This window comes from Massilia cavernae, from assembly GCF_003590855.1.
GTDB lineage: Bacteria > Pseudomonadota > Gammaproteobacteria > Burkholderiales > Burkholderiaceae_D > Telluria_A > Telluria_A cavernae.
In genome coordinates, this window is record NZ_QYUP01000167.1 from 1 (window position 1) to 13,797 (window position 13,797).

Consider the following 13,797-nt stretch of genomic DNA (forward strand, 5'->3'; position numbering starts at 1 on the left):
CTACGCCGCACTCGACATGTTCGCCGAGCACCCGCTGCGCAACGGCTGGTACGGCAGGGTGAACTACACCCTGTCGCGCAACGAAGGCAATACCGAAGGCCAGGTCCGTTCGGACAACGGCCAGGCTGACGTGGCAGTGACCTCGACCTGGGATTACCCTGAACTGATGCTCGGTTCCTTCGGCCGCCTGCCGAACGACCGCAAGCACCAGATCAAGGCCTTCGGCTTCTACGAAGTCACGCCGGAAATCAGCGTCGGCGCCTTCGCACTGCTGGCCTCGGGCCGTCCGCGCAGCTGTATCGGTACCGAGCCGAATCCTGGCGCAACCGGTTCGCCTGGCTACACCAACCAGACCTTCTACTGCGGCGGTGCAACCCGTGCCCAGAACGTCATCATCCAGCGCGGCACCCTGGGCGAGCTGCCTTGGGACAAGCGTCTTGACCTGAACGTGGAATACCGTCCATCGATGGTCAAGGGCCTGTCGCTGCGCATGGACGTGTTCAACGTCACCGACACCCAGGTCGTGACCAGCGTTTCCGAAGCGCGTAACGTACGCGGCAACACTCGTATCGCTTCGGCCTACGAATCGCCGCTGAGCTACAGCACCCCGCGTTCCGTGAAGTTCACCGCGGCTTACGACATCAAGTTCTAAGCCGGCAATCACGTCCGGCTTACCCCGGACGGATGGCAAAAAACCCGCAGGCGCAAGCCCGCGGGTTTTTTTATGCCTCTAGCTGTTGTAAATTTGCCAAACGGGGTTTGACAGATTCCCAAATTCAACATCTGCCGACATAATGCTGCCCGTCACAATGAGTTTGAGAAGGAAAAGTCGTTGACTAACGGCTAGTTTTTCAAAAAAAGCAAAGACCGTTGTGCCTCATCGCAAACATAACCAGGACCCAATATGTTCTTTAAAGAGAAAATCGGCGTGCAATCCGTGCGCCTGGCAATCGGCATGCTTGGCCTGATCGGCGCGCAGGCTATTGCTCAAGAGCAACCGATCGTCCAGCGAGTGGAAATCACCGGCTCGGCCATCAAGCGCATCCAGCGCGAAGGCGCACTGCCAGTGCAGGTCATCAGCAAGGAAACCATCGCCCGCACCGGCGCGACCACCGTTTCCGACCTGGTCCAGAAACTGCCTGCGATGCAGGGTTTCACCATTGAAGCGATCGCAGCGGGCACCAACTCGGGCGGCCGCACCACCGCGTCGATCCACGACCTGGGCGGCGCTTACACCCTGGTACTGCTGAACGGCCGCCGCATGGCGCCACTGGAGGACAGCGGCAGCTCGGTCAACCTGAACTCGATCCCACTGTCCGCGGTCGAGCGCGTTGAAGTGCTGACCGACGGCGCTTCGGCACTGTACGGCGCCGACGCGATCGCCGGCGTTATCAACTTCATCCTGAAGAAGAACTACCAGGGCGTCGCGATCGATGCTGGCTACGTGCACCCAGAGCACGAAGGCGGAAAGAGCGCCAACGTCAGCGTGACCGCGGGCTTCGGCGACTTCGACACCAACGGCTACAACGTCCTGATGACCTATCGTCATGACGAGCAGGAACAGCTGAAGGCGCCGCAGCGCCGCTTCGCCAAGACCGCTTACATTCCGTTCGAGCACGACGGCGTTAAGTACATCTACGACCGTACCTCGACCTCGGCCGCGCCGGCCAATGCCACCGTGTCGTTCGTCAACCCGGCCGTCAACAAGGCGATCGGCTTCAACCCGTTCCAGAAGGCCAACGGCAAGTGCGCCGAGCTGAACGTGACTTACCTGTCGAACGACGCGCTGACCAACTTCTGCTCGTTCGACTTCGCCGCGACCGTCGAGATCATTCCTGAATCGAAGCGCGACACCTTCTTTACCAGCGGCCGCATCAAGCTGGGCGAGAACGCCACCGCCTTCGCCGACCTGTCGCTGGGCCGTTTCGACCTGACCGCGCGTATCGCGCCCAACCCGGTCGGCGTCAGCATCCCGAAGGGCACGGCGCTGTACAACCAGTACATCCAGCCTAACCTGACCCCGGAGCAGCAAACCAATGCCACCGGCGCGGTTGCGCAGTTCCGCGCAGTCGACTGGGGTACCCGCGACAGCCAGACCATCACCGACGTGCGCCACCTGGTGGCCGGCGTTGAAGCAGCTGCCTACGGCTGGGACTTCAACAGCGCAGTGACCCTGTCGAAGTACAAGATCAACGAGAAGTACGACGGCGGCTACATGCTGAACACCGAGTTCCGCGCGATGCTGACCAACCGAACCTTCGACCCGTTCGCACCTGCCGGCAGCCAGACCGACGCCACCAAGCAGCTAATCCAGAATTCGCTGTTCAAGGGCTCGATCCGCGAAGCCTACTCGGACATGAAGGGCTTCGACGTACGCGGCTCGCGTGAAGTATTCGCACTGCCAGGCGGCTCGGCCAGCGTCGCAGTCGGCGCGGACTACCGCGAACTGAACCAGGTTCTGAACGCATCGGAAGCTGCCAAGAACGGCACCATCTATGCCTTCAGCGCACCTGCCGAGTTCGATTACACCCGCGATTCGACCGGTGCCTTCGCCGAACTGGCAATGCCGGTACTGAAGAACCTGGAAATGACCGCGGCTGTCCGTTGGGACAAGTACTCGGCAGTCAAGGACGCGCGTGCCAACCGCGAAGTCGGCGAGTCGCAGGACGCCAGCACCTACAAGCTGACCGCACGCTATTCGCCAACCCAGCAGATCCTGCTGCGCGCTTCCTATGGCACCGGCTTCCGCGTTGCTAACCAGTCCCAGATCGCCAGCCCGATCGTCTCCGCAGGCGTGACTTCGGGTTCGTATGTATGCCCGGCATCGCTGGAATCGGAAAACGCAGGCTTCTGCCGTCCAGGCCGTCAGCAGTACGACGTCAAGCGCGGCGGCAACTCGCAGCTGAACCCTGAGGAATCCGAACAGTACACCCTCGGCTTCCGCATCGAGCCGTCGAACAGCGTCACCTTCGGCGCCGACCTGTGGGATGTGCGCATGACCAACCAGGTATCGTCGGTCAGCGAAGTGCAGGCGTTTGGCGACCCTGTGAAGTTCCGCGAACTGTTCTCGACCCACATCAACCCGGCGACCGGCGAACAGAAGTGGGCGTACCTGATTGCTCCGATCAACATCGGCCGCTCGCACTACCGCGGTATCGACTGGGACTTCACCGTGGGTGAAAAGTACTCGTTCGGCAAGTTCTCGCTGAACGTGAACGGCACCCACATGCTGAAGGCGAACTACACCACGCCAGGTACCGACAACGTCTGGACCGACAGCATGGACCGTTACGGCATCAACGACGCAGTGACCTTCCGCAACCTCGCTCGCTTCACCGCGGCGCTGGACAGCGGCAAGATGGTCAACTCGTTCACGCTGAACTACCGCAACGGCTACACCGATGCGCCGGCGACTCCATACAACGTCGCCACCAAGGCCAACATCACCACGCCGATCCGCCTGGAAGTTCCGTCGTACGTGACGGTTGACTACCAGGGCAAGTACTTCATCACCAACAAGTGGGATGTACGCCTGGGCATCAAGAACCTGATGGACAAGGAGCCATCGCTGTCGCTGCGTACTTCGTCGGGCCACCAGGTTGGCTACGATCCACGTTACGCCGACACGATGGGCCGCACCCTGTACCTGAACACCAGCTACACCTTCTAAGCCTTAGCGCTTAGCAAAAACGCCCCGCAGGCTTCGGCTTGCGGGGCGTTTTTTGCTTGAAGAGCCTTCAATGCGTGGCTAACGCTGATGTCCTCTGCGTCAGCGCGGTGTGTCGACGGTGGCGCTGGCTGTAGTCGATCGCCGTGTCTGCCCAATCTGACATTTGCGTATAAACAACAAACGCTGCCGTGCTTTCACAATCTTTGGTTTGGAGTTGTTGCTAACGTTAAACATCTGCGGGACACTACGTGCGCTTTGTACAACAGAGCCAGACCAATACCTCAAAAGACTTACGGAGATAACATTGAAGAAGCAACTCGTATTGAAAACCAGCGTCGTCGCCGTTGCGATGACCGTGGCGACGTCGCATGTCAGCGCACAGGGCGTTACCACCCCGGCGGCGCAGCCGATCCAGAAGGTCTACGTGACCGGCTCCAACATCAAGCGCGCGGTGGACGTTGAAACCTCGTCGCCGGTACAGGTCATTAATGCCGCCGAGATCGCCACGATCGGCGCCAGCACCGTCAAGGACGTGCTCGATACCTTGACCGCGAACACCGGCGCGCTGTCCGACCTGGGCGGCGGCAACTCGTTCGCCAGCGGCGCTTCGGGCGTATCGCTGCGTAACCTCGGCAAGAATTCGACCCTGACCCTGCTCAACGGCCGTCGCGTGTCGAACTATGGCCTGGCCGATGGCGGGCAGGAAACTTTCGTGAACATCGACGCGCTGCCGTCGGAGATCATCGAACGCGTCGAGATCCTGCTGGACGGTGCTTCCGCAGTGTACGGCTCGGATGCCGTTGCCGGCGTCATCAACGTCATCACGAAGAAGGATTTCCAGGGTACCACCGTGCGCGCCAGTGCGCGCCAGTCGCTGCTCAACAGTAAGCTGGACAAGGACCAGACCGCGTCGATCACGAGCGGCTTCGGCGACTTGGCCCGTGACGGCTACAACGTGTTTGGCCACATCGAGGCCTATCACCGTAACCCCTACACCGACCGCGAGATCGAAGCGACGGTCGGTCCGTGGTATATCAAACACGTTAATCCGAGCTTCGGGGTCACCTCGACCTTCTCCTACCCGGGCAACTTCGTCGACCGCTATCCGACCAACTACTCGGATCCTGCGCTGGCCGGCAAAAACTTCACCACCCCGCGCGCGGGTTGCGCAACCATCGTCGACGGCACTTGCCGCTTCGACCAGTACGACCGCCTCGGCATCCATGCCGAAGCCGAGCGCGTCAACTTCTATGGCGGCGGTCGCCTGAACCTGTCGCCCACCCATACCCTGTACTCGGAAGTGACGCTGGCGCAGACCTCCACCACCTATTACAACCCGCCGCCGATCATGCAGTTCACGGGAACGCCAACGCGGTGGTACAGCTCGAAGGAAGGCCAGCTCAAGTTCTTCACCGAGCCGAAGCTGCCGGTCGGCCACCCGGATAACCCGTATTCGTTCCCGGTGTCGCTGCGCTACCGCTACGCCGACGATGTCGAGATGTTCAAGAGCAACGCCAAGGCCAAGCAGTATCGCGTTCTGGTGGGTGTGGAAGGCATCGACTACGGCTGGGACTGGAATGCTGCCATCGGCGCGATGGGCTCGAAAGTCGACAACAACCTCCGTAGCGCCAAGCATGCCGCGAATTACCTGAGCGCCGTCCTGACCGGCGAGTACCGTTTTGGCGGCAAGAACAGCCCTGAGCTGCTCAATCGCATGTTCCCGAACATCCTGTTCGGCGGCGAGTCGAAGCAGGTGTTCGCCGACATCAAGGCATCGCGGGAACTGATGCAGTTGCCGGGCGGCGGCCTCGGCCTGGCAGTCGGCGCGGACGTCCGTCGCGACACCTTCGATGCCTTCACCAGTGATAACGTGGCCAATGCCGAGGTCGTCGGCTATGGCTCGATCGCCGTGTCGGGCGCGCGCAATATCGCGGCCGCGTTCGCCGAACTGAACGCCCCGCTGACCAAGCAGCTGGAAGTCAACGGCGCGTTGCGTGTCGACAAGGTCGGCAGCACCGACGCATCGGTGGTGCCAAAACTGAGCGCGCGCTATGAAGTCAACAAGAGCTTCATGCTGCGCGGCACGGTTGCGCACGGTTTCCGCGCACCGAACGTGGCGGAAACCGGCAAGGTCGCGCTGTCGGCGTTCAACAATGGTACCCAGGATCCTAAGCGTTGCGCAGTCGCTAATCAGATCTTTGACGTCCTGAAGAACGGCAACACCCTGGACAAGGCGGACAGCAACCGTGCGCGCGACCTCGGCTGCCGTGTCAGTTTCGCGTCTTCCGTGCAAGGCAATCCGGAGCTGGAGCCGGAGAAATCGAGGAGCTTCAACGCCGGCTTCGTGCTTGAGCCGTTCAAGGATCTCAGCTTGACGATGGACTACTACCACATCGAGCGCCGTAACGAGATTGGCACCAAGAATACTAACGAAGTGCTGGCCAACGAAGACCAGGTGCCTGGCAGCGTCCAACGTTTGCCGGTGACTGCGGACGACCTGCGCCTGGCTGCCCGCGCCGGGGAACTGGCAGGGCGTACGTTCACCTGGCCGGTCGGTCCGGTGAGCGCGCTGTACCGCCGCTACGAGAACCTGGACAAGACCCGCGTTTCGGGCGTGGACATGGAGATCAACCACCAATGGAACATGGGTTCTGCCGGCCGCCTGGCCACCAACGTCAAGGCCAATTACCAGCTGGACTATCGCGGTTGGGACAGTATCGATGATGCCTACACCGAGAACCTGGTAGGGAACTATGAAAACTACCGCTACACCGTTCGCGCTGCCACCAACTGGAAACGTGGCGACTGGAACGTCGGCGGCGTCGTGACCTATGTGCCTGAGACGGAGCTGATCGACACCAAGTACACGACCAACTACACGCCGGCAGGCTGCGAGGCGCAGGGCATCCCTGCCGACTACTGCAGGCTGAAGGAGGATGTGCTGGTCAACCTGAACCTGAGCTATTCGGGCATCCGGAACACGACCGTGTCGGCGTATCTCAACAACGTCTTCAACCGTAAAGAGCGCATCGACATGCGTGCTGGTAATCCGGAGCCGCGTGGCACTACGCTGCGCCTGGCGCTGGAGTACCGCTTCTAAACGGCGGCAGTCCCTACGGGCCTACCCAGAAACCCAGCGCTTGCGCCGGGTTTTTTATTCGTGCGCCCGGCAGGGCGCACTCCTGTGGGTAAAAGTCCGCCGCAAGCTGCCCACAGTGAGCGAAGTGAAGCGCAACTGCATGAGGGTAACCGAGTGTGGGAACGTGCCGCATGCGGCGCGGCACGGAGCATAAATCATGAGCCGAGGTGCACGAACCGCATAGAGGGCGCTACCGATCAGGGTGAGCGGGCGAATATCCGCGAAGCTCGCGTGGTCAATGAGAGGTGGCGTGGATGCGGCGGTTGTGTGATGAAGGAGTGCGGTCCTTACCTGGGGACGCCCCGCCTTGTGCCTGAAAAGGCGACGGCGCGAGCCGGAGCGGGGTCTTAGCTGTCAGCAGCGGTTGTAAACTGATACAGGCAGCGATTGAAAACTGATACACCAATTTGAGAAGATGGTCGCTTTGCGGAGCGGCCTTGAAACCCCCAAAGAGGGTACGTGAAATTTTAAACTACTGAGAAGATGGGTTAAGCCTGCGGCAGAATCGGCCGCGGAGGTGGGCTGCGCAGTGAACACGGTGCGGTGGCACTTTTTGGCCCTGGATGCCGCCGAAGTACGAAGCGCAAGGTGAGCGCCAGACGAAGCTGGCGCAATTTGAGCAGTACCGCGGGATCGCCAGCAAGCCGCTAGCCCAACGCGATCCGGCGACCGTGCAGTATCGCGCGATCGCCGCACGCGGCTACCGGGGCGGCATGAGGCCAGTTGCGCGCCTTCGTGCGGAAGCTGCGTTCCGGCACCTCCTGCCGACCCGGTGGTGACGCTTGCTGGCCGCCCCTATCCCGATCTTGATACGTCAACCTCCCTTCCTGACGAACTTCGTGCTGTAGCCGGTTCCTGACCAATAAATTAGTAGCTGCCCGCCAGACTCGAGGTCAAGCAGGATGGCGTCCCCGTCTGAGTGTGGCTTCAGATACTTTAGCAGCGTCGCCTTCTTTGCGACCCGCGTATAGCCCGAGAAGCACTCATAAATCAAATATACGGATGATGGCTTGCCGGCGACCGAAACCGCCGGCAGGCCGTGGAAGAACGCAAGGCCAAGGCAGTTGGCGCCAATGATTTCGTCGGCATCACCGCTTTGCCCCGGCGCGTGAATAGCCTTGATCCCGCGCGCGTTCAGGGTTCCTTTGGCCTGGTCGGCCGTGATGGGCACCAGTACTACGGGCGCAGTTCTTCTATTCATTGAGGCGCGAAGGTACCGGGGAAGTCCGGGGCCACCATCCGCCACGGCGTTCACCGACGGTCCAAGGGTTTCCCCGACTAGCGTGTCGATTTGCGACTGACTCGGAATGGGTGCCGCACCACTGGTCAGTGGGAGTGCCGCTAGCAACCCGCAGAACGCGAGTGCGGAAACGTGGTTGGCCATAGCTGCCTTTCAAGGTGTGCGATCAAGCTTTCAACGAAACATGCAAGTGGTTGTCGTGGCCCGGCCAACGCCTTACGTGCCGGATACTGCCGTCGTTGAAAAGAATCGTTCTGACCATGCCAGTGCCGTAGAGGATTTCGACAAGCCTGGCAGTGGCATCATGGTCATACTGCCGGTCGCGGATAGTGCAGGCGAGGCGTCGGCCGTCCTTTCGGATCGGGCGGATATCAACATCGAGTCCCTTGATATGGGTAGCGTGGTCACCCTTGCGGCCGTCCGGCAAGCTAATGTTGCCTACCCCGAATTTGCGCACGTCCTGCGCGCACCAGCGGATGGCAACGTCCGACATGAACGAGATTAGTTTGGGATGTGCATACTGGCTTCGGCCGCCATCAGGTGTGCCGTAACAGTAATATCCGCCGCCCTCGTATCCTTGGGGAAGAACAAAAAATCCTCGCTTGTCGCATGGCTTTGCTTCTGGCATCTCATCCTCCGCTTTATCAGGGAGATGTGATTCTCAGGTGAAATAGGCCACACTGTGGTGATCCATAGCAAGAGGGAGCACCTGTCTTCGCTGACCCGGCGGAGCTGCTTACATCCCGCCCCAGGCCGCACCGATCGCCGCCATCGCCGCCAGCGCCGCCGTCTCGGTGCGCAGGATGCGCGGCCCCATCGACAGCGCGATCGCGCCGCGTTCGATCGCGGCATCTTCTTCCTGCTGCGTATAGCCGCCTTCCGGCCCGATCATCAGGCTGATCGGCTGCGGCGCTGTCGCGTGCGTCCACTCGGCCAGCGACTGCGTCGCGCGCGGCGTCAGCAGGATGCAGTCGCCCATGTCGCGCGCGCCGATCCAGCGTTCGAAGTCGGTCAGTTCCTCCAGCTTCGCCAGCCGGTTGCGCCCGCTTTGCTCGGATGCCGACTCGATCACGCCTTGCCAGTGCTCCAGTTTTTTTCCGGCGCGCTCGGGCGACAGCTTGACCACGCAGCGCTTCGCCGCCAGCGGCTGGATCGCGGCCACGCCCAGTTCCACCGCCTTTTCGATGATCCAGTCCATCTTGCTGCCCTCCGGCAGCGCCTGCGCCAGCGTGACGTGGTAGGGCAGTTCCACCTCGCGCGCATCGTGGCTTTCCACCGTGGCGCTGGCGCGGCGCCGGTCGACCGTGGCCAGCCGCGCCACGTACTCGCCGCCGTTGCCGTCGAACAGGCTGAGCGTGTCGCCCGGCTGCATGCGAAGCACGTTCACATGGTGGGCGACAGCCTCGGGCAGGGCGACGGTGGCGCCCACGGCCAGCGGCTCGGGACAGTAAAAACGCGGCATGCAAATCCTTGTTAATCAGGTATGAACTGTGCGCATTTTAATTCCCCGCCCACCCGGTCTGGTAAAATACTTGGTTCAGCAAGCTGGCTACGGCCGCAGCACTCCCGATTCTTAGACCTCTGTGATGCAATTCATGAAACCTACGCTCCCAACTACCCTGATGGCCAACGCAATCCGCGCCCTGGCCATGGACGCAGTTCAAAAGGCCAATTCCGGCCATCCAGGCATGCCCATGGGCATGGCGGAAATCGCTGTTGCGCTGTGGGCCGGCCATTACAAGCACAACCCGGCCAATCCGAAGTGGATCAATCGCGACCGTTTCCTGCTGTCGAACGGCCACGGCTCGATGCTGCACTACGCGCTGCTGCACCTGGCCGGCTACGACCTGTCGATGGACGACATCCGCAACTTCCGCCAGATGCATTCGAAGACCCCGGGCCACCCGGAAGTCGACATCACCCCGGGCATCGAGACCACCACCGGCCCGCTGGGCCAGGGTATCGCCAATGCGGTCGGCATGGCGCTGTCGGAATGGCTGCTGGCCAGTGAATTCAACAAGCCTGGCCACGACGTGGTCGACCACTACACCTACGCCTTCCTGGGCGACGGCTGCCTGATGGAAGGCATCTCGCACGAAGTGTGCTCGCTGGCCGGCACCCTGGGCCTGAAAAAACTGATCTTCCTGTACGACGACAACGGCATCTCGATCGACGGCAAGGTCGAAGGCTGGTTCACCGACGACACCCCGAAGCGCTTCGAGTCCTACAACTGGAACGTGATCCCGAACGTCGACGGCCACGACGTGGCAGCGGTCGACGCGGCCATCGCCCAGGCGAAGCTGTCCGACAAGCCGACCCTGATCTGCTGCAAGACCATCATCGGCAAGGGGGCGCCAAACCTGCAGGGCGGCGACAAGGTCCACGGCGCGGCGCTGGGCGACGCGGAATGCGCGGCAGTGCGTGAGCACCTGGTATGGGAATCGCACCCGTTCGAAATCCCTGCCCCGATCTACGAGGCATGGGACGCGAAAGCGCAGGGCGCAGCCGTCGAAACCGAATGGAACACCAAGTTCGCGGCCTACCGCGCGCAGTTCCCTGAGCTGGCGTCCGAACTCGAACGCCGCATGAAGGGCGAGCTGCCGGCCAATTTCGAGCAGGTGCTGGCGCAGGCTGTCGCCGCGACCATCGACAAGAAGGAAACCATCGCAACCCGCAAGGCCAGTCAGAACGCGATCCAGGCGCTGGCCGGCGCGCTGCCGGAATTCCTGGGCGGCTCGGCCGACCTGACCGGTTCCAACCTGACCAACTGGAAAGAGATCACCCCGGTGCGCTCGGGCCAGCCAGGCAACCACATCAACTACGGCGTGCGCGAGTTCGGCATGGCCGCGATCATGAACGGCGTCGCCCTGCATGGCGGCTACATCCCGTTCGGCGCGACCTTCCTGACCTTCTCGGACTACAGCCGCAACGCGCTGCGCATGGCCGCGCTGATGAAGCAGCGTTCGATCTTCGTGTTCACCCACGATTCGATCGGCCTGGGCGAAGACGGCCCGACCCACCAGTCGGTCGAGCACGTTTCGTCGCTGCGCCTGATCCCTAACCTGGACAACTGGCGTCCGGCCGATACCACCGAATCGATGGTGGCATGGGGCGCGGCAGTCAAGCGCAAGGATGGCCCGGCGACGCTGATCTTCTCGCGCCAGAACCTGCCTTACGTCGAGCGCGACGCGGCCCAGGTGGCCAACATTGCTCGCGGCGGCTACGTGCTGCGCGACCCTGCCGGCGCAAAGCCTGGCGAGGCCCGAGCGATCCTGATCGCGACCGGTTCCGAAGTCGAACTGGCGCTCAAGGCCGCCGCCGCCCTCGAAGCGGAAGGCACCCCGGTGCGCGTGGTGTCGATGCCGTCTACCGACGTGTTCGACCGCCAGGACGCAGCCTACAAGGCCAGCGTGTTGACCAAAGGCATGCCACGCGTGGCGATCGAAGCCGGCGTCACCGATTTTTGGTATAAATACGTCGGCCTCGAAGGCGCTGTCGTCGGCATCGACACCTTCGGCGAATCGGCTCCCGCGCCGGTGCTGTTCAAACACTTCGGCTTCACGGTCGAGAACGTGGTTGCCAAGGTCAAATCGGTGCTGACCGCTTAAGTATGTCCGGGGGCGCTGCGTGCGCCCCTTTTTACAATGTTCTGCGACGAAATCTGAAGAAAACTTTTTTTAATCAGGAGCAATAGCAATGACGATCAAGGTAGCAATCAACGGTTATGGCCGCATCGGCCGCAATGTGCTGCGCGCTTTCTACGAAGGCGGCAAGAAGCAGGACATCCAGATCGTGGCGATCAACGACCTGGGCGACGCCAAGTCGAACGCCCACCTGACCCGCTATGACACCGCGCACGGCAAGTTCCCCGGCACCGTCACGGTCGAAGGCGACAACATGATCGTCAATGGCGATCCGATCCGCGTGTTCGCGCAGCGCAATCCAGCCGAGATCCCATGGGGCGAATTGAAAGTGGACGTAGTCCTCGAGTGCACCGGCTTCTTCACCACCAAGGAAAAGGCCTCGGCCCACCTGAAGGGCGGCGCCAAGAAAGTCATCATCTCGGCGCCAGGCGGCAAGGATGTGGACGCGACCATCGTGTTCGGCGTCAACCAGGACGTGCTGAAGTCGACCGACACCGTGATCTCGAACGCATCGTGCACCACCAACTGCCTGGCCCCGCTGGTCAAGCCGCTGAACGACGCGATCGGCATCGAAACCGGCCTGATGACCACCGTACACGCCTACACCAACGACCAGGTGCTGTCCGACGTGATGCATGAAGACCTGCGCCGCGCCCGTTCGGCCACCCAGAGCATGATCCCGACCAAGACCGGCGCCGCCGCCGCGGTCGGCCTGGTGCTGCCGGAACTGAACGGCAAGCTGGACGGCTTCGCGATCCGCGTGCCGACCATCAACGTGTCGCTGGTCGACCTGTCCTTCATCGCCAAGCGCGACACCACCGTCGAGGAAGTCAATGAGCTGATGAAGAAGGCCGCTGCCGAAGGCGCCCTGAAAGACATCCTGACCTACCAGACCGAACCGCTGGTGTCGATCGACTTCAACCACAACCCGGCATCGTCGAACTTCGACGCCACGCTGACCAAGGTATCGGGCCGCCTGGTCAAGGTATCGTCGTGGTACGACAACGAGTGGGGCTTCTCGAACCGCATGCTGGACACCACCGTCGCGCTGATGAACGCGAAGTAATTACACCGCAAGCCCTGTGCTTGCCTGCCTGAAGGGCCGGCCTCCGTGACGGGGGGGGCGGCCCTTTTTGCATATGGTGCGGGTCCATGATGTTGATAACGGTATCGCGAGTGTCCCTGCGATTTGCAGGTCTGCGGTGGCGAGGGGGGCGAGTGCGCGTCAGGTTGGCCGCGCCACTTCGCCACTTCGCCATTTGTCGCACGTCCCGTACCGTCCGGATGGTAAATCCTGAGGAATTTGCGACGGTCGCGCATGTCAGTCAGTACCAGTGATTCCGCCTGATCAGCATGATGCCAACGCCGGAGCTCAAAGGCGCCATCATCACAATCGCCGCGATGGGATGCCAGCACGACTGCCGATGGCCGCAAGATGGAACATCCATTTTGGAGCGACGTCCAGACCGAAAAGGACCACGGACAGATCGAAAACCGGCGCCGCCTCTCCGAGGCAGGCATACAACGACTCAATGACGGGAGAACACTCTATTCGCTAACGCGATCAAGCCTACGCCCGCACCGATCAAAGCGCCGATGCCGCCCCATTTGGCCGCCTCGCCCGCCATCGCACCCGACAGAAACAAATCCAGAGACAGGCCGATCAAGCCGCACATCAAGCCTCCCATAATCCAGTACACGTGATTGCCCGGAACTGCGAATGTCATCTGCTGCGTCATGTCTGCCTCCTCTGTGTGTAGATCGAAAACGTGTCCACCGCGAGCTTGGTGAGCGGCCCACGTGTAGATTTCGTACGCGTGCTAGTCAGCTGTGTTCGAATCCATGGTTCAAGACTTGCAGCAGCTTGCCCTGCAAATCCGGATTGCGATGCCTGACCATGGATTGACGCATGAATGCTGCCGCCTCGACAAGTGCCTGCCGTGTAGGCACGCCTTCCAGGCAGGAGCGTATCTCCGATGCGAGTTCATCGAGCACCTGTTCGTTTGGTTCCTGGTCGGGATTGAAGCTGATTGTACGGCGCAGGCGCACATCGCTCACCGCCAACTTCCTGACCAGTTGCTCGACGAACTTCCCAAGATTGAGG

Annotated in this window: 9 protein-coding genes and 1 pseudogene; 5 read left to right on the forward strand and 5 right to left on the reverse strand. The window is 61.5% G+C overall.

Going from position 1 to position 13,797, the window contains the following annotated elements:
• The 3 genes and pseudogenes from D3872_RS25850 to D3872_RS22175 all read left to right on the forward strand — a co-directional run.
• Positions 1 to 652 (forward strand): annotated as a pseudogene (locus tag D3872_RS25850) (TonB-dependent receptor); the annotation flags it as partial.
• Between the two features lie 252 nt (positions 653 to 904).
• Positions 905 to 3,670: a TonB-dependent receptor domain-containing protein gene (locus tag D3872_RS22170; RefSeq protein ID WP_119812819.1), complete on the forward strand. Its 2,766-nt coding sequence runs from the start codon at positions 905 to 907 to the stop codon at positions 3,668 to 3,670.
• Between the two features lie 304 nt (positions 3,671 to 3,974).
• Positions 3,975 to 6,770: a TonB-dependent receptor plug domain-containing protein gene (locus tag D3872_RS22175; RefSeq protein ID WP_147373965.1), complete on the forward strand. Its 2,796-nt coding sequence runs from the start codon at positions 3,975 to 3,977 to the stop codon at positions 6,768 to 6,770.
• A gap of 853 nt (positions 6,771 to 7,623) precedes the next feature.
• On the opposite strand, the gene D3872_RS22190 is transcribed toward D3872_RS22175, so the two are convergent.
• The 3 genes from D3872_RS22190 to D3872_RS22200 all read right to left on the reverse strand — a co-directional run bounded on the left by D3872_RS22190 (position 7,624) and on the right by D3872_RS22200 (position 9,511).
• Complete coding sequence (locus D3872_RS22190; RefSeq protein ID WP_147373966.1) at positions 7,624 to 8,064, reverse strand: hypothetical protein; 441 nt, start codon at positions 8,062 to 8,064, stop codon at positions 7,624 to 7,626.
• 151 nt (positions 8,065 to 8,215) lie between these two features.
• Positions 8,216 to 8,677 (reverse strand): penicillin-insensitive murein endopeptidase, encoded by a 462-nt coding sequence (locus tag D3872_RS22195; protein WP_119812823.1) that lies wholly within the window; start codon positions 8,675 to 8,677, stop codon positions 8,216 to 8,218.
• Positions 8,678 to 8,785: 108 nt separating this feature from the next.
• Entirely contained in the window at positions 8,786 to 9,511 is a 726-nt protein-coding gene (locus D3872_RS22200; protein ID WP_119812824.1) for a 16S rRNA (uracil(1498)-N(3))-methyltransferase, read from the reverse strand.
• Between the two features lie 133 nt (positions 9,512 to 9,644).
• Here D3872_RS22200 and tkt point away from each other — a divergent pair, with 133 nt between their 5' ends.
• Both tkt and gap read left to right on the forward strand, forming a co-directional pair.
• A complete protein-coding gene (gene tkt / locus D3872_RS22205) occupies positions 9,645 to 11,657 on the forward strand; it encodes a transketolase (RefSeq protein ID WP_119812825.1) in 2,013 nt (670 codons plus the stop codon).
• An 88-nt stretch (positions 11,658 to 11,745) separates the two neighbouring features.
• A complete protein-coding gene (gene gap / locus D3872_RS22210) occupies positions 11,746 to 12,759 on the forward strand; it encodes a type I glyceraldehyde-3-phosphate dehydrogenase (RefSeq protein ID WP_119812826.1) in 1,014 nt (337 codons plus the stop codon).
• 463 nt (positions 12,760 to 13,222) lie between these two features.
• Here the strand turns inward: gap and D3872_RS22215 are convergent, their stop codons facing one another.
• Positions 13,223 to 13,432: a hypothetical protein gene (locus D3872_RS22215; protein WP_119812827.1), complete on the reverse strand. Its 210-nt coding sequence runs from the start codon at positions 13,430 to 13,432 to the stop codon at positions 13,223 to 13,225.
• 85 nt (positions 13,433 to 13,517) lie between these two features.
• The coding region (locus tag D3872_RS25855) for a hypothetical protein (RefSeq protein ID WP_182915895.1) at positions 13,518 to 13,797 on the reverse strand (280 nt) is incomplete at its 5' end.

Bases quoted from the DNA above. Each gene is read 5' to 3' on its own strand.
- D3872_RS22195 (WP_119812823.1), bottom strand. From the start codon at position 8,677: ATGCCAGAAGCAAAGCCATGCGACAAGCGAGGATTTTTTGTTCTTCCC.
- D3872_RS22200 (WP_119812824.1), bottom strand. From the start codon at position 9,511: ATGCCGCGTTTTTACTGTCCCGAGCCGCTGGCCGTGGGCGCCACCGTC.
- D3872_RS22215 (WP_119812827.1), bottom strand. From the start codon at position 13,432: ATGACGCAGCAGATGACATTCGCAGTTCCGGGCAATCACGTGTACTGG.
- tkt (WP_119812825.1), top strand. From the start codon at position 9,645: ATGAAACCTACGCTCCCAACTACCCTGATGGCCAACGCAATCCGCGCC.
- D3872_RS22170 (WP_119812819.1), top strand. From the start codon at position 905: ATGTTCTTTAAAGAGAAAATCGGCGTGCAATCCGTGCGCCTGGCAATC.
- gap (WP_119812826.1), top strand. From the start codon at position 11,746: ATGACGATCAAGGTAGCAATCAACGGTTATGGCCGCATCGGCCGCAAT.